The following is a 19,050-nucleotide window of genomic DNA, read 5'->3' as shown; positions in this document are numbered from 1 at the left end:
GGTCTACTCGCGGTAGTAGTTGAGCGCCCGCATCACCGGCTCGTCGGAGACCCCGAACAGGGTGGCGTCGGAGGTCGCTGCGTGGTGGTACGTCGACCAGGTGGGCACGACCACTGTGTCGCCGCGCGACCACGTCAGCTCGGTGTCGCCCGCCGTCGTCGTGCCGGAGCCGTCCATCACCACGAACACGCGGTTGGCGTTGGAGCGGTGAGGAGTGGTGGTCGTGCCGGAGGCGAGCCGCTCCACGGTGAGCCCCATCGAGGGCATCTCCGGTGCGTCGAGCCAGATCTTGGGCCCGTGGGTGCCGTCCGGAGCCGACGGTGCCGCGTCCAGCCGGGCCTGGATGTCCTCCGAGCGGAACCGGTACGGAGAGGTGTCGGCACGGGAGACGATCGGGGCGAACCGGTCGGGGTGCTCCTCGTAGCGCATCGGCTCGAGCAGGTGCACCAAAGGAATGTCGAGGGCGTCGAACCAGTATGCGGGCTCGTGACCGTCGTGCCCGTGCCCGTGCCAGCTCCCACCGGGGGTCAGCACCACGTCCCCCGACTCCATGGGGATCCGCTCGCCGTCGACGACCGAGTAGGTTCCGACCGCGTCGATCATCAGCCGCACGGCGTGCGGTGAGTGCCGATGGGTCGGAGCGACCTCCTGCGGGAGGATCATCTGGTAAGCGCAGGCGAAGCCTCGGGTGGTCGCGAAGTCGTTGCCGGTGTGGGGGTTGCGCAGGACCAGGTTGCGTCGCTCGGCCAGCTCCACGTCGATCAGCCGCCCAGCGTCGTCGAGGGATCGGCGAACCTCGTCGTAGTGCCAGCGCGCCGGCACGAACGCCGTCCGGGGCGAATCCCAGAAGATCGGGGTGGACCGGTTGACCCACCCGGGCGTGACGTCGAGCCGGTCGGTCACGACGTACAAGTCGTCGAGGGACGAGACGGTCTCGCTCCACAGGGTCATCGTGTCATTCCTCTTTCTCCTCGGGCGGGGCTGCGTCGGCGTCCGCGAGCATCGCCAGACAGGCCATGAAGACCGGACGCAAGTAGTCGGGTAGTGGGCTGAGGAGGGCGCGCTGCGCGTCGAGCGCACCGACGACGTTCTGCAGCAGGGCTTCCTCCCCGGCGCTCGTCAGCCGCACTTCGCTGGTGCGGCGGTCGGCGGCGGTGGGGCTTCGCAGCACCAGCCCCCGGTCGACCATGCGTTGGAGCATTTCGCCCAGGGTGCTCCGGTCGAGGTGGAGCAGGAGGGCCAGGTCGCTCTGCAACACCGTGCCCTCGTCGTGGACGACCTTGAGGAGCCCAAACTGCCGGGGCGTAAGACGAGCCTGGCCGGTGTGGGTCTCGAAGAGGGCGGCAGCGCGGCTGTCCAGCCTGCGGATGAGGTATCCGGGCATGCGCTGCAGCTCGAACCGCCCGAGGACGTCACTGTCCGTCGTCAGACCCCCGCCGGAGAGGAGATCGTTCGTCGCGTCGAGGAATGAGGCCGTGGTCGTGGTCATGCGGCGGACACTTCCACGGTCATCGAGCCCAGCCCATCGGCTCCGGCCACGATCACGTCCCCGGGAGCCACCGGTCCCACACCCTCAGGAGTCCCGGTCAGCAGGACGTCGCCGGGGTGAAGCGTGTACATCTGCGACGCCAGCTCGACCAGGCGAGGGATGCCGACGGTCATCGCCGAGGTGGACGAGCGCTGGCGCTCCTCGCCGTTGAGGCTCAGCCACAACGTGAGTGCGCCCGGGTCGTCGATCTCGTCGGCCGTCGTGAGCCAGGGGCCGAGGACCGTGAAGGTGTCGCCGGACTTGCGGAAGCTGCGGTCCTGCTTCCCGCGGACGCTCATGTCGAGCCCGATGCAGTAGCCGGCGATGTGGTCCATGGCGTCCGCCGCTGCTACGTCGCGCACCGTACGTCCGATCACTACCGCGAGCTCCACCTCGTAGTCGGTGCGCACGGAGCCTCCGCGGACGCGGATCCCGTCGGCGGGACCGGCCAGCGAGGACGAGGCCTTGAGGAAGAGCCCCAGTTCCTCCACGGGATGGGTCACCCCGGAGAGCCGCGCCCGGTGGACGCCCTGATCGACCCCGGGATCGAGGGTGTCTTCCTCGACGTGCCGACGGTAGTTCGCCGGCGCCGCCATGACCTTGGTCGGCGAGGTCACGAGGCTGTGCAACGCAACGCTGGTGGCGTCGACGGTCGCGGTCCCGGCCCGGTCGTCCAAGGCCGTCATCACCCTGTCCAGGTTGGTCACCACCGGGTCGCCCACGGGCGGCGGCCAGCACTGAGTGGGGAGAACATTCAACGTGTACGTGATGTCTTGGACGCGACCTTCAGGGGTGACGAGTCCGAGGCGGTCGACATTGAATCGACACAGTCGCATAGATTTGCCTCCCGTCTGCTCCAGTCGCCCCTAGATGAATCTTGACACCCGTGTGCTGCAAGTGCAACGTACACGTAACATTCTTGAGCTGCTGGGGGGTTGTTCCATGACCATCGACGACGAGGTGCGAGACCTGCTGGTGAAGCAGCGTCTGCACGAGCTGGAGATGGCCTACTGCCGAGGCGTCGACCGACGGGACCGCGACCTCATCGCGTCCATCTACTTCGAGGACGCCGTCGAAGAGCACGGCTCGATGCACAGCGGCCCCGTCTCGGAGTTCCTGGACTGGGCGTTCGACACGTTCCTCCCTCAGTTCGAGATCGTCGCCCACTACGTGCTCAACGAGTGGTACCAGGTCGACGGGGACCGGGCCGAGGGCGAGACGCACCGGATCTCCTACCACCGCCCGAAAGGCGGCGGTGACCAGCGGTTCGCCGCGTGCCGCACCTTCAACCGCTACGAGTGCCGGAACGGGGTGTGGAAGATCGCCCACCGGGCCGTGGTCCGGGACTGGATCGTCGATGCCCCGCTCGACCTGGGCCTGCTCGGCGGCAGCTTCGAGTTTCCGATGAGTCGCAGCGACGGTTCGGATGCCTCGTATGCCCAGTTGTCGATGTTCGGCCGGGGTCCGCTTGCATCTTGATGCGAGAGAAGCCGAGAGACTGAATCGCGCGTCACCTGTGTCGCCGTCGAGCTGGATTTCGCAGGTGTCGGCGGCTGTCTCGCCGTGCAATGTGTGGTCGATTCCGCGTTCGCGCCGGATGCGCTCACCGCTGATCGTTGCACTCGCTCGACTTGACCCGTGACTCGCTGTCGAGGCCCAGCCTCTCAAGAGTGAAGTAGAAGTCCATGGTCTCGTTGATGCTGCGGTGGAACGCGAGCCGGGTCTGGTGATCCATCTCGGCGAGCAGATCGAGAACGTGCCGAATCTCGGCGTTGAGGCGCTCCCAGGTCTTTCCGCCTGGGCCGCCGAGGATGAGGGGTAGGCGTGCCGTGGCAGCTCGCCCGTCGTGAACGAAGATCAGGAACGCACGGTATCCGTAGTCCAGATCGGCGTAGTCCTCGTAGTTGCCGACATAGCGGATGTGGGTGAAGGGTTCGAGGAACCACTCGGGCTCGTCGGACTGGGCGTCCGCCGGCGTGCTCACAGTGCTGTGCCGATCTCGCCTTGCTGCGCGGGCGGGATGTCGTTGCCGGTGAGATGGGCGACGATGTGGCGGAACTCGTCGATGGTGCCGGCAAAGCTGGGGGCGAGCTGCGCTGCGGTGCTGCGGGTGAAGGGGTCCGGCTGCGTGAGCGCGTCGACCATGAGGTGGGCTGTGCGGAGGCGTCGTTCGGCCTCGTCTCGCTCTCGCTCCTTGCGCTCGAGGGCTGCCCAGCGGTTGGCGCAGAACTCCATCGCGTCCTCGGCCTCGCCTGCAGCAAGTTGCTGGGCGATCTGGAGGATCTCCTCGTTGGTGAGGGCGTTGACGTGGTCGAGGACGACGCGGGCGCGAGGGTCCGGCGCCCATGACGGCCGCGTGTGGTGGGAGGGGTCGTAGTCGTCGCGCTCGAAGGTGTAGCCGCCGTGGTCGTCGAGCGGCACGGACCACAGAAGCTTGGCTTCGGAGTCGTCAATGCCCCGGCTGATCAGGTAGGTGCGCTTGTTGTCCTTGTCGTCGTCGTGTCGGAACCCGATCCGGGTGGGGTCCCCGGAGGCGTAGGCGTAGACGTAGAGCGGCTCGTCGTTGTAGGTGAACTCCCAGCTGGTCTCCATGGGCTAGAGGGTGCGGGCTGGGTGCGACACGGCATTGATCGCGATCACTGGCCCCCTCTGCACGCCGGTCATGCGGCCTCTGGCAGCTCGAGGTCGTCGGGCTCCGTGCTCGCGTCGATGACGTTCGGGTTGGTCAGGAGCACGAAGCCGTGGAACTCGGGCTCGGGGGCGAGGAGGGGGTTGCAGGGGTCGCCGTTTCCCGTGCGGTCGTGCCAGTTGCGGAGCTGTCGGAGGTTGGTCGCGGTCGCCGCAGCGGTAATCGCGAGGGTGACCAGCGGGAGGCCCATGAAACGGAACAGGCCGCGGTGGACGTTCTCGGTGTTGGGGTTCTTGAGGTTGCCGAATGCTCCTTCGACGTGGGTGCGCCGGTTGAAGCTCGTGACCCAGCGTTGGTCGCCCCAGTACTCGTCCTGGGCGTGCTTCATCGCTTGGGCGAGCTTGGTCTTCCGGTCGCGCTCGGCGCGGGTGTCGTCCTCGGTCGGTGGCTGGACTCGGATCATGAAGGTGCGTTGGGTGCAGCAGGTGGGCTTCGCGTCCTCGGCCGGTGGCCGGGCGACGACGGGGAGGTCGAGCTGGTGGGCGACCTCGACGGTGCCCTCGACGTGGGGGCAGCCGATCTTGCCGGCGCGGGCGGGGCACTCCCACCGGGACGCGCCGTCGGGGATGTGGCTCTTGACGCGGCGCATGGCATAGGTCTGCCGTTCAGCGATCAGGTCGTCGAACTTCTCGCGGTCGGCCTTGGGGGCGCCGATGCCCGGCCTGTGGATGGTGCCGAGGCGGTTGGGGGTGCCGGGGCAGTGGGGCCAGGAGGCGGCGACCTTGGCGCCGTCGTAGTCGCGGAAGCCGTGCTCGTTCTCGCGGAGGTCGAGGACGGGTCGGATGCCGCGGGTCCAGAGCTGGTGGGCCCACCGGTTCCATTCCTTGTAGGAGTAGTGCCGGTCGGCGGCCAGGTCCTTGACCGGGTGGTGGGCGCGGACGCGGTCGAGGAGTCCGAGGCTCACGTCGACGACGTCGGTGGCCGCGGGAGTGAGTTCGAGGGCTGCGATCAGGACAGGGTCGTCTTCGTCGGTGAACGAGGGGCCGTGGCGCAGGTCGGGGATGCGGACCAGGGCGTGGAGGCCGTAGCCGAAGTAGGCGTCTTGGGTGCCGTCCTTGCCGGTCTTGGTGCCCCAGGTCGCGTCGGGGCAGGTCGAGAGCGGCCTGCCAGGGGCAGCGACGGGAGCTGGCTCATCGGCGAGGGCGACGCCTCCGGGCTCGTCGTCGTCACGGGCTTCGTCAGCTGCCGGCTCGGTCGGGTTGCGACGTGACTTTCGACCGCGCGCCCAGGCCCAGATACCGCTCTCGTCGAGGGCGTAGGAGCTGCCGGGCCGCTCGGGGAGGGTGGCGCGCAGCAGCCGGTCGCTGACCTCCCGCACGATGTCCTGCCGCTGGGCCTTCTCCTCCTTGGTGAGCCCGTCGGCCTTGGGGCCGGTCCACGCGAGCTTGGCGCTGATCTTCCTGGTGAGGTGGTACAGCTCGTCGATGGGCATATCGACCTGCTCGTGTTCCGTGTCCGGCAGCGGCGGGACCGCTCGGAGACCGAACTTCGCCGGCAGCCCGCGCGGCGCCGCGGCGTTGCGGCGGTAGCGGGTGCTGCTGGATCGGACGGTGCCGAGCTCGAGCTGGATGTTGCGGGGCAGCTCGCGCGTGCCGATCTGGTGCATCCGCTCGATGGTGAGCTCGCCGTCTGCGGCGGCGAGGAGCAGCAGGATGAGGAAGGTCCGCATGTCACCGTTGCCCTTGGGGCCGCGGTTGCTTGCCCGGGTGGCGCTCTGAAGGACGTCGGCGGCTCCGCTGGTGTCGACGATGTGACTGACCAGCTGGTAGCGGAACGCGGCCTTCACGCCGCCCCCTCCTGGGCGATGTCGGTCCGGCGGCCGCGCAGAACAGTGGCGGCGGCCGCCTCATCCATGGCCGGCAGGTGCGGCAGCAGGTCCGGCAGCGTCCGCGCAGTGCGGAGGCCGGCGGCCGCCATGACCACGTCGAGCCGAACCGGCTGCATCAGCAGTGCCGCCAGCCACGTCGCACGCAGCCGCGACTGCTCGATCCGCGGGCAGTCACCGAGTACGACCACGTCAGCCAGAGCGTTTGCCGCGAGGTTGCGGCGGTCTTCGACTCGCCCGAGGAGCAGCTGGTCCCCGCCGAGTCCCTCGACGCCTCGTGCGACGAGGTCGACGTACTCGGTACGGATCGGCACGATCCTCGTGCGCGATCCGGTCGCCGTCCCGGGGACTGTCACCTGTGCTCGCAGCGACCCATCACCTCGGTCGGCGCGCTCAATGTGGATGTGCTGACGGCGCAGCCCGCGGAAGTCGCTGGAGTCGAGTCCGGCGCCGAGCCCGAGCCCGACGCACAGCGCGGCCTTGCGGGTTCGTTCCGATGAGGGCTGGTTCCACGCGGTGCGGACCAGCGCCTGCACCTGCGTTTCGGTGTAGGGCGGCCGGATCCTGGGACGTTCGATCTCCACGTGCGGGCCGGTGGACTGCTCGGGGTGGACTCGGTCGGCGAGCCGGCGCAGGCGGCTGCGTCGGTCGGACCGGGACTTGGGCGTGCTGTCCGGCATCCCTGTCCGGGCGTACTCCTCGATGTTCGTCCGCGTGAGGGTCGCAGCGGTGAGTGGGAGGTCGTGCTCGCTGGCCCAGGCGTAGAAGTAGCCGAGGTGGGTCAGGTGTTTGCGGAAGCTGTCGTTCCCGCGGACGACCGATCCGGCCAGAATCTCGGCGACCACAGACCTGACCTGGGGCCAGATTCGGGAGATGGGAGGTCCCGGGCTGAAATCGTCGATCATCCTGGCCAGCTCATCTGGCAGCTGCTGTGCGCTGACCGTTGCTTCGCCTCGCGCGACGAGCAGTCGGCGGGCAGCTGCGGCGCTGACCTTGCGCGGTCGAGTCGTCACCGTGGCTCCTAGGTTCTCCCCGGCGGAAACCGGGTGCCGAGAGAGACTCGGCAGCCCGCAGAGTGCTCGATGCGTCGCTGCTGGCATTCACATCGCCCGATGCAACCCGGCCAAGAGGGCAAGCTCCTTGCCGGTGTCGGGGTCAAGGCAAGAGTTCAGGTGGCAACTGCTGGCGTAGACCGGTGTGTCCCACCATCTGCGCGGTGGGCGTAGGGGGAACCGCTCGCCGAGTCGAAGTGACTCGGCGAGCGGCTTGGGTCGTGTGAAGTGGGGGTTACCGGCTCTTGTAGGCGAACGATCGGTCAAGCAGGGTGCGCATGGAGAGTCCGGCCCCTGAGTTCGCGATGAGCGCGAGCAGCTCGGGGTTGAGGTCGGGAATGTCGGTGATCTCGGCCGCGATGACGGTGAGGTTGTCGACGTGGTGGATCTGCTTGGTGTCGTTCTCGAACACCACGAGTGTCGAGGCACCCACGCGGTGACGACGGCTCCCCTGGAGGATGAGCCGGGCGTATTCCTCCAAGGGGGTCGCAGCCGCGGAAGTGTCCGCGGATGTCGGCGTGGAAGGGTTGTGGACTGGTCTTCCAGTCAGGTTGTCGGTCACAGCGATCACGCTGGGAGCGGTTCGGTCGGGCCCAAGCCGGACGGGAATCACCGGTGCCCTGACGCTGCCCGGTAGCTGGGCAACTGGGGGCTGTTTGACGCTTCGCTGGCGATGCGGACGGTCCGAGCCATGGATGACGCGAAGAGTGACGAGCCATGGTCCGCAACTGCTGGGATCCCCGCGGAGTCAGTGGTCGAGGCTGGGCGGGACCGGGAGGCAGATGAGGACGGCATCGGCTGGACCCTGGTGGTGCATGACGGCGACGGCACGTGGCATGCCGTCAGCGCGCTCAGGCTGGTGGCCCTGAGAGACGATGAGCTCACGCGCCTGGAGGACGGCGATGAGTCTGTGCTTGATGGGCTGCCTCACTACAGCGTTCTCGAGGCGCTGGTGGCCCAGCATCCCGACCTTGCTGGGAACGGGTGGGTCTGGAGCTAGCCCCCTCGTGCCCCGTGCACCGGTGGCCGAAGCGAGGCGCGTCCGAAGTGCCTCGGCGCGGCACCTGCTCACTCGGATCGCTTGCGTTGCGCGCGACGCGCGGCACGCGAGATCTCCTTGTACTCGGTGTTGGTCTCCAGTCCGGTCAGGAGCTGTGTCACGGCGTGATCGATGACTGCCTGGAGCGAGTCCTTGCCCAGTGCTAGTTGGGCCGATTGAAGGTCGAGCCTTCGCTGCGGGTCGATCCGGTAGCCGGTGGGGCTCAGGTCAGAGCGCCGCATGGGAGGTGCGGCTCCTCGGCGTGGCGACGATCGGTCGATTGACATGGTGAAACAATGTTGCCATGTTTCAGCCGACTCAGCGCGAACTCCAGTCGGTGAGCGAGGCCCTCGGTTGGTCGGGCATCTGCGTCGGCCCAGTGCGCCAGATGGGGACGGATGTGTGGCCCGTCATCTCGATGGGCCGTTCCCATGGGAGCCGAGTTGGTGCGGACGAGGTCGAGCTCGTCGGATGCCTGGTGGCGGGAGAGGCGTCAGCCGCTCTTGTTGCCTCGGCCTCGCTGTTCGCTGGCTACGCGCCGCGGGCGATCGTGATCTCGGGGGAAGCGCCGCTCGAGGTCATGGTGGACGCCGCACTGCTGGATCAAGGTGTGGTCGCGGTGGCTGCCGACATGGTGGAGGTCCTCGGACTTCCCGGGCCACGCGTGCAGCCGCGGACGCGGGAGCCTCGCGGGTCCGTCGCCGGGGCGAACGGTGCCATCGACGTCGGGCGCGAGCGTCAAGAGGACGGCGGGCAGCCGTCGTTCAAGGGCGAAGCTGACTTGAAGGCGAAGGCGCTCGCCGCGCTCCTAGCAGTCGCGGACAGGCAGTAGGTCTACGGCGTCGGCGTGCGGGCAGACAGGCCTCAGCTGGTCTCGACGGCCCACTGCGCGATCGACGTGGGCACCCTGAGGGCCGAGATCTTGTACTCGCTGACGAGCTCCGCTTCCACGCGGACGGCGCGAGCGCAGGCTGCGGCCCACGACTGCAGTGGGTCTGAGGTTGCGCGCAGGCGGTTGAACGTCGTCATCCACCGATCAGCGTCGTGATCCTGAAGACGCTCACGGACCTTCTGCGGAACCTGGCCGGGCCACTCACGTGCGTAGACGCTCAGAGGCTCGCCGTCGCAGGGAGGGCACGGGCAGTCCGCGAGCCCGATCTCGGGGAACGGCTCGATGGCGCCGAGGGTGGTGCCGCGCTGCCAACCAAGAAGTTCCGGGAGCCACAGCCATGCCGAGCGCTGTCGGTCGTCGTGTTCCTTCTTCAGCTTGCTCGAGAACGGCAGAGGGTGGTGCCGCCCCTGACTGGTGAGGCCGATAGCTCCCCGAGCGCCGCCGGCGAGCGCGAACGGGATGGCCTGCGTATCGGTGCGCAGCAACTCGACGGGGCGCTCAGGTGCCGACGCCGCGGCCAGAAGGTACTGCAGACCGTCGACCGCGCCGGCACCGCCGAACGGGTCGAACAGGTCGGCGAAGACGAAGGAGAGCGGGTCGTCGCTGTTGCGCACTGCTGCGATCGCTACCGGCAGTGCCGGTCCTCGAAGCCAGGACGAGTGGAGTGACACGAGCCTGCGGGAGCCGGGACTGATGGGCGTCCGCATCGCTGCCCGCAGTTGCTCGTGGTCGTCCTTGCGGACGGCGATCCCGGCGGAGCGAACGACAGGTAGACCGAGCCCGCGCTGCGCGGCCTCCCAGTCGATGTCGATGAGTGCCGCCTGGGCATGCTTCTTCGGGTTGACCGCGTACTGGGCTGGGTCCAGGTCGAAGTCCTCAAGACTCATGGTGCGCGCCAGCGTCTGCAGCGCCCGCAGGCCGGACTCCCCGGACAGGGTTACCGCCCCGATCCGCGCACGCATCGCAAGAGCGCGCTCGTGGTCCGCAGAGGTGAGGTAGGCCGACAATGTGCCGGCCCGCACCCTGGCTTCTGAGAGTGGTTGAGTGGTCATGACTCGGTTCGCCCTTCCGGCGTCACCACGCTTGTCACGCCTGACTTTCAATGTAAGGCGACCCACCGACACTGCCGGGGACCCTGACTCCCGGGCCGCGCCGATCCCGGGTTGAGAGGCAAGCAGGGAGGGCCTGACATAGCCTGCCGACGTGGCCACCGTCCTGATCTGTCTTCTCCTGATCGTGCTGGTCGCGGTGGGAGTCCTTGGCCTACTTCGCCTCGTCGGAGGCGGCGCGCCCGACTCGCAGCCTCGTGCGTCGCATCGGAAGTCGGAGCCCACCAGAAGCGCTGCCTCGACCTCGACCAGGCCCGCCACTCGGTCCGCGACCCGGTCTGCGTCCAGTGGGTCGGCGTTGTCGAGCCAGCCGAACGCTTCGACGCCCGCCCGTCATCGCATCCCGTTCGCCGAGGCGGGCATGCACGGCGTGCTCTTCACCTACGCCGGCGACCGGGCCGGCCACGGCCCGCACCAGTTCGACGGCCCGTACGTGGTCATCGACTTCCAGACCACGGGCCTGGCGCCCCGCGGGGCAGACCGGGTCATCGAGGTGGCGCTGGCCCGGGTCGAGGCCGATGGCACGGTCGGGGAGCCTTGGTCGACGCTCATCAACCCGGGTCGCGGCACGGGTGTGCCTTTCATTCACAAGATCACCGACGCCGACGTGGCCGAGGCTCCGACGTTCGCCCAGATCGCGCCGTACCTGCTCTCGCAGCTCGACGGCGCCGTGGTCGTGGCGCACAACGCGCCCTTCGACGAGGAGTTCCTGGCCGCAGAACTCGACCGGGCCGGATATAGGGACATGCGGATGCCGGGCCTGTGCACCCTGTGGCTGGCTGAGCGAACCATGGGTGACCTGCCCAACCGCAAGCTCCCCACGCTCGCGCGTGAGCTCAACATCCCGCTGACCACGTACGTCTCGCGTGACCACGTCGTCGCCACCGCTGCGGTGCTCAAGCACGCCCTGGCGATGTATGGACGGCCTCTTCTGTACGGAAGCGACGTCTTCCACTGGACCGGCGGCCCGGTCCTTCCGCCCCGCGTGGTCAACAAGGTCCGCGGTCTCCGCAAAGGCGATGGCTGGATGACCTCCCTGATGACCAAGCTCCCCGTGGTCGCCGGCGACGTGCCCGACGCCGCCGGCGAGGCGTACTACGAGCTGCTCTGCGCAGCCATGGAAGACGGCCAGATCACCCGCGACGAAGCCCAAGCACTCGGAACCCTGGCCGGCGAGGCCGGCATGAGTCGGCTCGACGTCGAAGCTCTCAACCAGCGCTTCCTGGAAACGATGCGGGAAGCAGCATTCGCCGACGACGTCCTCACCGCGACCGAGCTCAGAGAGCTGACACGAGCCGCGAAGGCACTCGGTGTCCCGGACTACTTTGACGACCTCACCCCGACGAACACCAAGGTACCGCGACACCCGACGCTCGGCGAAGTGCGGGTCGATCCCTCAGAGGAAGATTCAGGCCCGACGGAGGCTGCCAGCGCCTCTCGCGGTGCTCGTCGCTGCGGCAACTGCGGCGAGGTGGGTCACTACCGGCCGACCTGTCCGAGCCTGGCCACCTCAGAGAACCTGGGAAGCGGCTGAGGCGTCACGGAACTCCGCGACCTACACACCGGGCTGGTTCGTGATGTCGGAGGCGGTGTCGAGGAGCTGTTGAGCCGAGCCGAACCATCCTTCGTCGGCCAGCCGGAGCGCGACGTCGCGTTCGAGCGAATCCGGAGGTGTCCACAGGGAGACGGCGAGCTGCGCGCGGCAGTGCCTCAGCAGCTCGTCGATCCTGCCCGCGAGGTGTCTGGTGACGTAGAAGGTCTGACCTCGCATGAACTCCGCCGCCCGCCGGAGAGCAGATGCCCAATCAGAGACCGCAAGGACCTGGCTCTCGAACTCCGCGCCGAGCGTCTCTGTGAGCGCGATGCCGATCATCGTGTTCACGGCCGAGTAGATGTCGGGGGCGAGCAGTGGTCGGCGCGCGAACATGACAAGGCCATCTAAGATCAGGCGGCACTCCTCGAGTAGGTGGACTTCTGGCGGACCCCCGTCGCTGCGCACGTAGGTTCCTTCGACGAGCCAGGGGCGTTCGTCGAGGACGATTTCGACCCCATGGGTGTAGCCGCCGTGCTGTCTGACGGCGGAGAGGGACGCGCCGGAGAGAGCGCCGAGTACCTCGGTGCGCAGGACCTGCTGCATCCGCTCGGCGAGCTGTTCGATGGCCTCGACGCTCTGTGGAATCTCGAGGTCGGCCATGGTGATGTCGCTCAGTCTGGCCGGGAGGACGGTGTAGTCGTCGACCAAAGGAGTCGCCACTACGGGACCGCTGGCTTTGAGTCGCGGTAGAGAGCCTCGGCCTCGACTCGCGCGCCGGTGGACCACACCAGCGCCTCACCGTGGTCGATCGCCATGAGTTTGAAGGAGGCGTAGCTGACGAGAAGCGGCTCGAACTCGGCGCCGACCATCGCGCTCTCCAGATCGAGGATTCGGTCGAGGTCGCCGGCGAAGCGCAGGAGGAGGAAGTACCGACCAAGCAGCTCGACGCCGGTGAGCACACGCACGGGTCGAGGAAAGTCGAACAGGGCTGGGTCTTCGTTCAACATGCCGGGCATCGTGACGCCTAGGTGCGACAGCGCCTTCGATCGCGCGATCGACCCCAAGGGCTGACGAGCTCTTGGACGTGCTTCAACGAAACCGCCGCCGGACCAGGGGTCCGGCGGCGGCGACATTCGTTACGTGGCGCATGAATCTTTCTGTGGCGGCTCAGGCCGCGCTGGGTGGTCCACTGTCCGTTTTCACGGTGCGGCAGATCCCGCACGCGACATCCCAGGCGCCGACGGCGTGCTCTGCCGTCGCGTCCTCGTCGACCCACCCTGGGAAGAGCTCCTCGTACTCGTCCGGGAACTCCTCGGCGATCAGGCTCTCCAGTGTGACCTGTAGGTCGAGCATCTCCCGCGCCTCGTCGAGTTCGTGGCTGCGCTGTTCTGCGACCGTGCGGGCGAGCCGCCGGCGAGCGTCCACAAGGCGTCGGAGGCGGCGCAATGCGCGATGGGCTGCGAGGTCGACGACCTCGGCCACGTCGCGCCGCCGAGCGTCGGGGTACTGGGGATGGTCGGTTGCGGTGTGATCAATTGTGGTCATGACCCCTCCATGGGTCAGAGCGCCCGTAGAACAGGTGTTCCCGGTCACGCTGAACGTTTCGACGTTCATCAACACTCCTTCCGGCGCGCGCGCAGCGCACAAGGGTCTGGCGCGCGCGGGCGCGCTTGACCCGATCGCAGCCGAGGGCGACGCGCCAAGGGCGGTGGTGCATCCGAGGTGGGAGTGTCGTCAGTCCTTGCCATCATGACGTCGATGCTGCTGCGACTGCAGCCGACGGAGGGACGGAGGTGGTGTGCATGGGCCGGGAGCCACTCCCGTGGACCTTCCAGGCAGAAGGGGCTCGCAGGTCCGTGGTGGCCACCCGGGCGCCGAAGGAGTGGCTAGTGGTCCACTTCACCGTTGTGGGCGCGGTACAGCCTGACCCGCGGATCGGCACGGTGATTCGATCCGTAGAGGACGGTGGCACCCGGCTGCTCCGGCTTGAGGAGACCGTGCCACCGCGTCGGTGGACCGCCAGGTCGGTGCGACGCAAGGACGACGAGCTTGCTCTCAACGAGCTGAGCCCGGGCGAGCCGACGCCACTCGAGCGCGCGTTTCTTGAGCAGGTTTCGGCACGGCCAGCAGGCGAGGTCCTCGATCAAGTACGGACCTTTGTGCAGGAGCGAGTCGATCGCGCCAGGGCGCACGTTGCGCATCGCGAGGCTCAGGCGCAGCAGCACCCGATCAACTCTGTGAGTGCCACGACGATCCAAAGCGGCCACCTAGCGCTTCGGCTCGAGGAGCTTCGCCGCGCGGCCTTGAGTCTGGACGACCCCTCGGCTCGGCTCTTCGCCATCAGGGCCGCCGACGCCTTTGTCGGCGATCCAGACGACCTCATTGCTCTGGCTGGCGACATTGCCTCTTCGCCTTGACGTGTGGGCGTGCCAGCGCTGTCCGCTCTTCCGTGGCCCAGGTTCGTTGACAGGGTTTGCGCTGAGCGACGACATGAAGCGCACCGCCGGACGGTGGGCTGGCGTGGATTGACTGAGCGGCTCGATCGTCCAACGTAGGCAGCGCGCTTACGCGTCGTCCGCTGGCCCGTGATGGACCCGACGTCAGGCGGCCTCGGGTGGGTCGACGTGGCGACAGTTGCCCAGCGCACCGCAGGTTCCACAGCTGGCGTCCAGCGGCCGGCGGGATGCTTGGCCGTCGACTCGCCCTCGGGCCAGGTGACGAAGAGGTCTTCGTACGCGACCGGGAACTCCCCAGAGATCACTGCCTCGAGGTTCACCTGCAGCTCGAACGTCGCCTCTGCGTTGTCCAGCTTGTCACTGCGCTGCTCGGCGGCGGTGACAGCGAGGTGCTGGTGCACTTCGACAAGGCGTGCGAGCCGTCGCCGGCGACCCACGCCTCCGCAGGGAGTCCGCCGCAGGTTCGTGGCTTGTCGCCTCGTTTCATGGCGACAAGTAATGAGTTGTGGTCATGACCCCTCGATGGGTCTTGACGCTCGGCCGGACACGGGGCGGTCCGGCTCTTGGCGCAGGACGTCTTCGCGTTCGGCAGTGACCGTCGTTGCCAAGGCGGTCAAGGCGAGGAGGGTGCTACGCCCGCGCTCGGGGGCTGGTAGCGCTGCTCAGAGGAGGAACGCCGCAGCGCGCGTGAAGCACTTTTGAGTGCCTGGCGAGTGGGACAACACGGAGGTACGCGATAACGATTCGGTAAATACAATTGCCCGCATATCCCGCCGATGACGCCGAATTTCGTCGCCAAAAGGACCCGAAAACCAGTTCAAAGCGGCACGCCGGCAGCACCTTCACAGGGTGGCGAAGGCGGGTGGGAGCCCCAGTTCCACGCTCAGATGGGCCCTTCAGGCCGCAGGTGTGACGGTGAGAACGTGAGAATGTGAGAAAGAAAGATAGACAGATGGCGAGATGTTGAATCGCTCCTTTTCGACGACTTGACGGAACATCCGAATTCGGGATCGTTGCCGCTGCATTCCGATCTCGATCAGGAGGGGACGGCATGAGTCGTTCAGCTCGTTCATCACCGTCAAAGGCAACGCCAGTCCACACCGCTCCCGCGTCTGACATGGCCTCACCCAGCTTCCAGGCGCCCGTCTTCACCTCCGAGCCGGCGGCCACGCGTGGCGCTCATGAGCACGGAGGAGATATCCGGCCCGCGGATGATCGCTTGGTGGACCAGGCGCTGACGCAGGGTTGGGTGACCACGAACTCGCAGCGGCGTCGGCAAAGCGCCAAGGTCCAGGCAGCGATTCTCGCGATCGGATCGGGGTGGACGAGTCCTGTACCGATTCAGGAGGAGCAGACCAGGGCGGTGCGCGAGCTGATTCCGAAGGCGCTCAACAGCGCTTCGCATGCAGCGAACGCCCGCGATGGCATGACCTTGCTTGTCTTGTGGTGGCTGGCCAACGACGTCGACTTCGACCTCAAGTCCATGTTGCGCGCGGCGTCACTGGCGGACTTCCAGGACGCGCTCGACGAGATGGGCTACGAACCGACGACGAACAACCAGTACGTCACCGCTTTGGACAAGATGGGCAGCTGCCTTCACCCCGACCAGCGGGCTCAGTGGAAGGCGATCGGTCGCAGCCCTTCCCGGAAGGCACCGCCGCCGGCTCGGTACGAGGCCCCGGAGGTGGAGGACTACTTCGTCCTCGCGTGGGCTCAGCCCACCGCCAACCTGCGCGACGGTCTCCTCGCCGTCCTGTGCCTCGCGCTGGGCGCCGGCGTCTACAGCACCAAGATGAAGCCACTCCGCGGAACCGACGTCAGAGAGACACCGAACGGGGGAGCGGAAGTGTGTGTGGAGGGCGTATGGCTCGTGGTCCGCCGCCGCTACGCGCCGCTCCTGCTCGAACTGGCCCGGCGGGCCAAGTCCAAGCACTTGGTCCCGATGTCGCGAGGGCAGCAGATCGTCGCGCACATGATGATGTCGGTCGTCGTTCCCGACGGCATGGAGGTCCCGAAGGTCAATCGGCTCGTGGCCACGTACCGGTTCTGGGCGAGCGTGCAGTGTCAGTTGCTGGCGCTCGTGGCTCAGTGCGGCCCCGGTGTTCTCATGCAGCTTGGGCAGATGTATCGGCTGGTGGAGGAGGTTCCTCCGCCCTCGGCGTTCTTCGATGTCCTCTGCCCTCCGGAGCCGACGTTGGACGGGCCCTGGGCAGTTGACTGGCCGGTTCGGCATCACCGGCAGTGAGCAAACTTCCCAAGATCGGCGCCATCGATCCCTGGCGAGTCGCTCTGGATACCGAGATCGTCCGTCGCGGCGGACTGGCCGTGGTGCTCGAGCAGGAGCTCCGACCCAAACGCGGCCAGCGGCACTGGCTGTCCTGGGAGGGGTTCCTGGTCATCCTCATGCTCACCGTCCGCAGCCAGAGCTTCACCTTCGAGGAGATGGCGGCCTGCTACTGGCGCCTACCAGAGGCGGCGCGCCGAGCGTTCGGCGAACCGCACGCCCGATCCAAGGTCCGGCCCGGGCGAACCGGCGGATCCGACGACACTGTGCTCAACCACCTCCACGTCAAGTGGGACCTCTTCCGTCAGTACTTCGACAGCTCACCGGTGACCCGTGCATTCCTCGAGCCCGACGATCGCAGCCGATTGAACGAGCGTCGCGCGGTCCTCCTCGACAGGCATGCCTCGGGCCTTCTACCTCCGCTCTTCCACGACGCTCATGTTCAAGATGGCACTGCCGTCGATGGGTTCCGCAACCGATTCCTCGGAGGGTGCCCCCACCAGCGGCTCGGTCACCGCACTCCGACCAAGAGCGATCCACGCGAGAAGGTGTTCGGCTTCTGCTTGGTGTGCATCGGCGGCGCCTCCATCGACGACGAGTACCTCGTTCCTGGCGTCGTGAGGCATCACGAACTCGTTCCCGCGAACGAGTCCGAAGGCGAGGTCACACTTCGGTTGTACCGGCGACACGTGAAGACCTGCAGCCTGCGTCATGTCATTGGCGATCGGCACATCAGCTACTCGCCGTACGACTTCAGCACCCGCTTGGTCGCCCTCGGAGCCAGGCCCGTCCACGACCTCCACGTACACCTGCAGAAGCAGCGCGGCATCTTCCAGCGGTTCCTCGTCATCGACTGCTGGCTGTGGCACCCCGACCTTCCAACCCCCTTCTGGAAGCTCCCCAACGCCCCGAAGTACCGCAAGGCAGGAAGGTGGCGGAGCTGCTACGCCGCACACCTTCTTGCAGACCCCACGCTTGACCACCCCGCGGCCCTGGTCGGCTGCCCCGGACGGGCCTATGGGCCTAGTCACCCCGCCACCCTCAACTGCCCTGGAACCAGAGCAAGGGGTGATCAGGTCGTGGACAAAGCCCCGATCGTGGAACGCTGCATCGACTCCGAGGTGTGCGCTCAGCCGCAAGGTGTCGACCTGCCGCTGGTCGACGACCGAGGCGAGCCCACCGACTTCGGTCGCGGGTATCAGGTCTACCCCCGGCTCAGCCCCGAATGGGTCGCCATCTACGGCCGACTCCGGGCCCTCATCGAGAACGTCTTCTCCAGCCTGACCACTCGCAAAGGCGCGAACGTCGCCCAGAACACGCACAGCATCTGGGGACTGCCAGGCGTGGCGCTGTGGGCGGCCACGGCCGTAGCCATCCACAACCACCAACGGCTCTGGCGCGTCCTCAAGAAGCCGAGCAAGAGGACTCGCCTTCACCCCGACGACCTCGAGGCACTCACGACCAGCATCCTGTTCGCCGACCGCGACGTCCTGTCCGAACACTACGAACGACTCTTCCCAGGTGCTGTACGTCCGTGAGTGCTCCACGATCGCCAGACCGGCCGCCCCCCGCGCACCTACAGGCCTTCCCTCGGGTCGACCCCAGTGACCTCTCCGAGCCGCCGATCGAGCGCCTCAGATCAGCCCGCGCAGAGGTGACCCGACTCGTCCGGGCCCAGGACGCAGTGGAGCGCCGAGCCGTCGAGACCAGGAGAGAGAGCACGTCCCTGCTGTTTCATCCGGATGCACCCCACCTCGTGTGGGAAGCCCAGTTCGAGCCCGGTGAACGGGCGCAAGAGCCGGCCGCTTACGACGACGTTGAGGATCCCGACGTCAACGTCCTCGAACTTCTCGACGAGTTCGGCGAGCACGATGCCCACCACGAGGAACGCGACCCGGAAGCGATGGCCTGGGACTTCGCCCTCGAGCAACTCGCCACCCGACCAGCCGCCCGCACCGGCAAGCAGCCACGTCGGCACCCCGCCGACTGGCCACCCGGGATCACGTTCGGCCCGGAGGCCTGGATCCAGATGCGCTGGCGCCCAAAGCACCGTTTCGACGACCAGCAGTACTGGCTCGACAGGTTCGAGCTCGGCCGACACTGGTGGAACGCCATCAAGAAGGACCCACGCATCAACGACGACGAACAGCTGTTTACGCAATTGGTCGAAGCCAGAGACAACGGCTGCCGTGGCGCCATCTGGTCGTGCCCCACCCGCTCAGGTCGACTCGAAGAACCCGCACTCGCGATCGTCGTCGTCTGCGCAGCCGCACGCCCACGCCGCAACGCCCAACTGCCGCTCTACCTCCCAGACCCGACCTGGAGCCCAGAAGCGCGCACCCACTACATCCGGCGACGCACCGGGGGAGAGAAGGACTGGAACCTTGTCACCCGGGAAGCCGAAGCCATCAGCGGGCTTGCCAATGTCGATCAGCACTCCCTAGCCAGCGAACAACTCCAAGCACGGCTCGCCAGAGGTCGGCGACGCAACGTCGCCCGCGACAGAAGCCGGCGGCCGTCGGATCGGCGGCAGCAATAGGGCGACCTAGACGTCAGCGGGTCCAGCTACGTGAAAGCCCTGGTCAGCTGTTACTGACCAGACCAGGCGCGGGAGGGCGACTAAAGTCCATGGCGCTTGATTC

21 protein-coding genes are annotated in these 19,050 nt (G+C 67.4%); 8 read left to right on the top strand and 13 right to left on the bottom strand.

The annotated features are described in order from the left end of the window. Positions 1-3: 3 nt before the first annotated feature. Genes G514_RS0116525 through G514_RS0116515 form a run of 3 tightly spaced genes read right to left on the bottom strand, consistent with a single transcriptional unit; the run spans position 4 to position 2,214 of the window. Positions 4-951: a cupin domain-containing protein gene (locus tag G514_RS0116525; protein ID WP_028652659.1), complete on the bottom strand. Its 948-nt coding sequence runs from the start codon at positions 949-951 to the stop codon at positions 4-6. 4 nt (positions 952-955) lie between these two features. Continuing rightward, positions 956-1,489: a MarR family winged helix-turn-helix transcriptional regulator gene (locus G514_RS27270; RefSeq protein ID WP_051247559.1), complete on the bottom strand. Its 534-nt coding sequence runs from the start codon at positions 1,487-1,489 to the stop codon at positions 956-958. Then, positions 1,486-2,214, bottom strand: a complete 729-nt coding sequence (locus tag G514_RS0116515) for a fumarylacetoacetate hydrolase family protein (RefSeq protein WP_245582267.1) — start codon at positions 2,212-2,214, stop codon at positions 1,486-1,488. Before G514_RS0116515 ends, G514_RS27270 begins: the two co-directional genes overlap by 4 nt. 256 nt (positions 2,215-2,470) lie before the next feature. Between G514_RS0116515 and G514_RS0116510 the strand changes: the two genes are divergently transcribed. Continuing rightward, a complete protein-coding gene (locus G514_RS0116510; RefSeq protein ID WP_028652657.1) occupies positions 2,471-3,007 on the top strand; it encodes a nuclear transport factor 2 family protein in 537 nt (178 codons plus the stop codon). Positions 3,008-3,131: 124 nt separating this feature from the next. Here G514_RS0116510 and G514_RS0116505 read toward each other — a convergent pair whose 3' ends face one another. The 5 genes from G514_RS0116505 to G514_RS0116485 form a co-directional block, all read right to left on the bottom strand. Then, positions 3,132-3,512 (bottom strand): hypothetical protein, encoded by a 381-nt coding sequence (locus G514_RS0116505; RefSeq protein WP_028652656.1) that lies wholly within the window; start codon positions 3,510-3,512, stop codon positions 3,132-3,134. Next, the gene (locus tag G514_RS0116500; protein ID WP_028652655.1) at positions 3,509-4,120 is read right to left on the bottom strand and encodes a hypothetical protein; all 612 of its coding nucleotides are present in this window, start codon (positions 4,118-4,120) and stop codon (positions 3,509-3,511) included. The genes G514_RS0116505 and G514_RS0116500 overlap by 4 nt, the downstream gene beginning before the upstream one ends. A 68-nt stretch (positions 4,121-4,188) precedes the next feature. Continuing rightward, positions 4,189-6,003, bottom strand: coding sequence for a hypothetical protein (locus G514_RS0116495; protein ID WP_028652654.1), 1,815 nt, complete (start codon positions 6,001-6,003; stop codon positions 4,189-4,191). Further along, the gene (locus tag G514_RS0116490; protein ID WP_157544898.1) at positions 6,000-7,055 is read right to left on the bottom strand and encodes a hypothetical protein; all 1,056 of its coding nucleotides are present in this window, start codon (positions 7,053-7,055) and stop codon (positions 6,000-6,002) included. Before G514_RS0116490 ends, G514_RS0116495 begins: the two co-directional genes overlap by 4 nt. Positions 7,056-7,329: 274 nt before the next feature. Beyond that, positions 7,330-7,527, bottom strand: coding sequence for a hypothetical protein (locus G514_RS0116485; protein ID WP_036565057.1), 198 nt, complete (start codon positions 7,525-7,527; stop codon positions 7,330-7,332). A gap of 258 nt (positions 7,528-7,785) precedes the next feature. Between G514_RS0116485 and G514_RS0116480 the strand changes: the two genes are divergently transcribed. After that, entirely contained in the window at positions 7,786-8,094 is a 309-nt protein-coding gene (locus G514_RS0116480; protein WP_157544896.1) for a hypothetical protein, read from the top strand. 68 nt (positions 8,095-8,162) lie between these two features. Here the strand turns inward: G514_RS0116480 and G514_RS0116475 are convergent, their stop codons facing one another. After that, complete coding sequence (locus tag G514_RS0116475) at positions 8,163-8,375, bottom strand: hypothetical protein (RefSeq protein WP_028652650.1); 213 nt, start codon at positions 8,373-8,375, stop codon at positions 8,163-8,165. A 62-nt stretch (positions 8,376-8,437) separates the two neighbouring features. Here G514_RS0116475 and G514_RS0116470 point away from each other — a divergent pair, with 62 nt between their 5' ends. After that, complete coding sequence (locus tag G514_RS0116470) at positions 8,438-8,965, top strand: hypothetical protein (protein WP_028652649.1); 528 nt, start codon at positions 8,438-8,440, stop codon at positions 8,963-8,965. 32 nt (positions 8,966-8,997) lie between these two features. On the opposite strand, the gene G514_RS0116465 is transcribed toward G514_RS0116470, so the two are convergent. Next, positions 8,998-10,077: a hypothetical protein gene (locus tag G514_RS0116465; RefSeq protein ID WP_157544894.1), complete on the bottom strand. Its 1,080-nt coding sequence runs from the start codon at positions 10,075-10,077 to the stop codon at positions 8,998-9,000. Positions 10,078-10,228: 151 nt separating this feature from the next. Between G514_RS0116465 and G514_RS29390 the strand changes: the two genes are divergently transcribed. Continuing rightward, positions 10,229-11,668, top strand: a complete 1,440-nt coding sequence (locus G514_RS29390) for a 3'-5' exonuclease (RefSeq protein ID WP_051247558.1) — start codon at positions 10,229-10,231, stop codon at positions 11,666-11,668. A 21-nt stretch (positions 11,669-11,689) separates the two neighbouring features. Here the strand turns inward: G514_RS29390 and G514_RS0116455 are convergent, their stop codons facing one another. The 3 genes from G514_RS0116455 to G514_RS0116445 form a co-directional block, all read right to left on the bottom strand. After that, positions 11,690-12,376, bottom strand: coding sequence for a hypothetical protein (locus G514_RS0116455; RefSeq protein WP_157544892.1), 687 nt, complete (start codon positions 12,374-12,376; stop codon positions 11,690-11,692). Between the two features lie 11 nt (positions 12,377-12,387). Continuing rightward, on the bottom strand, positions 12,388-12,675 hold the full coding sequence (locus tag G514_RS0116450) for a DUF2442 domain-containing protein (protein WP_157544890.1): 288 nt from the start codon (positions 12,673-12,675) through the stop codon (positions 12,388-12,390). Positions 12,676-12,835: 160 nt separating this feature from the next. Beyond that, positions 12,836-13,282 carry a hypothetical protein gene (locus G514_RS0116445; protein ID WP_157544888.1) on the bottom strand — a complete coding sequence of 149 codons (447 nt, stop codon included), beginning with the start codon at positions 13,280-13,282 and terminating at the stop codon, positions 12,836-12,838. 275 nt (positions 13,283-13,557) lie between these two features. On the opposite strand from G514_RS0116445, the gene G514_RS0116440 reads away from it, so the two are divergent. From G514_RS0116440 to G514_RS30415, 4 genes are all read left to right on the top strand, one after another. Beyond that, positions 13,558-14,085 carry a hypothetical protein gene (locus G514_RS0116440; RefSeq protein WP_157544886.1) on the top strand — a complete coding sequence of 176 codons (528 nt, stop codon included), beginning with the start codon at positions 13,558-13,560 and terminating at the stop codon, positions 14,083-14,085. 1,261 nt (positions 14,086-15,346) lie between these two features. Beyond that, the gene (locus G514_RS0116435; protein ID WP_028652643.1) at positions 15,347-16,369 is read left to right on the top strand and encodes a hypothetical protein; all 1,023 of its coding nucleotides are present in this window, start codon (positions 15,347-15,349) and stop codon (positions 16,367-16,369) included. After that, positions 16,366-17,946, top strand: a complete 1,581-nt coding sequence (locus G514_RS0116430) for a hypothetical protein (RefSeq protein WP_028652642.1) — start codon at positions 16,366-16,368, stop codon at positions 17,944-17,946. Before G514_RS0116435 ends, G514_RS0116430 begins: the two co-directional genes overlap by 4 nt. 116 nt (positions 17,947-18,062) lie before the next feature. Beyond that, a complete protein-coding gene (locus G514_RS30415) occupies positions 18,063-18,947 on the top strand; it encodes a hypothetical protein (protein ID WP_157544884.1) in 885 nt (294 codons plus the stop codon). Positions 18,948-19,050 lie beyond the last annotated feature (103 nt).

Origin of the sequence: Nocardioides halotolerans DSM 19273, assembly GCF_000422805.1 — a bacterium.
Classification (GTDB): Bacteria; Actinomycetota; Actinomycetes; order Propionibacteriales; family Nocardioidaceae; genus Nocardioides; species Nocardioides halotolerans.
Note: the sequence above shows the minus strand (reverse complement) of the source record. Positions and strands in the feature narration are given on the sequence as shown.

Excerpts from the sequence above, each read along its gene's own strand:
- G514_RS0116470 (WP_028652649.1), top strand. The coding sequence starts at position 8,438 with ATGTTTCAGCCGACTCAGCGCGAACTCCAGTCGGTGAGCGAGGCCCTC.
- G514_RS0116480 (WP_157544896.1), top strand. The coding sequence starts at position 7,786 with ATGGATGACGCGAAGAGTGACGAGCCATGGTCCGCAACTGCTGGGATC.
- G514_RS0116475 (WP_028652650.1), bottom strand. The coding sequence starts at position 8,375 with ATGCGGCGCTCTGACCTGAGCCCCACCGGCTACCGGATCGACCCGCAG.
- G514_RS0116450 (WP_157544890.1), bottom strand. The coding sequence starts at position 12,675 with ATGTTGAACGAAGACCCAGCCCTGTTCGACTTTCCTCGACCCGTGCGT.
- G514_RS0116525 (WP_028652659.1), bottom strand. The coding sequence starts at position 951 with ATGACCCTGTGGAGCGAGACCGTCTCGTCCCTCGACGACTTGTACGTC.
- G514_RS0116445 (WP_157544888.1), bottom strand. The coding sequence starts at position 13,282 with ATGAACGTCGAAACGTTCAGCGTGACCGGGAACACCTGTTCTACGGGC.
- G514_RS0116465 (WP_157544894.1), bottom strand. The coding sequence starts at position 10,077 with ATGACCACTCAACCACTCTCAGAAGCCAGGGTGCGGGCCGGCACATTG.
- G514_RS0116510 (WP_028652657.1), top strand. The coding sequence starts at position 2,471 with ATGACCATCGACGACGAGGTGCGAGACCTGCTGGTGAAGCAGCGTCTG.
- G514_RS0116500 (WP_028652655.1), bottom strand. The coding sequence starts at position 4,120 with ATGGAGACCAGCTGGGAGTTCACCTACAACGACGAGCCGCTCTACGTC.
- G514_RS27270 (WP_051247559.1), bottom strand. The coding sequence starts at position 1,489 with ATGACCACGACCACGGCCTCATTCCTCGACGCGACGAACGATCTCCTC.
- G514_RS0116515 (WP_245582267.1), bottom strand. The coding sequence starts at position 2,214 with ATGACGGCCTTGGACGACCGGGCCGGGACCGCGACCGTCGACGCCACC.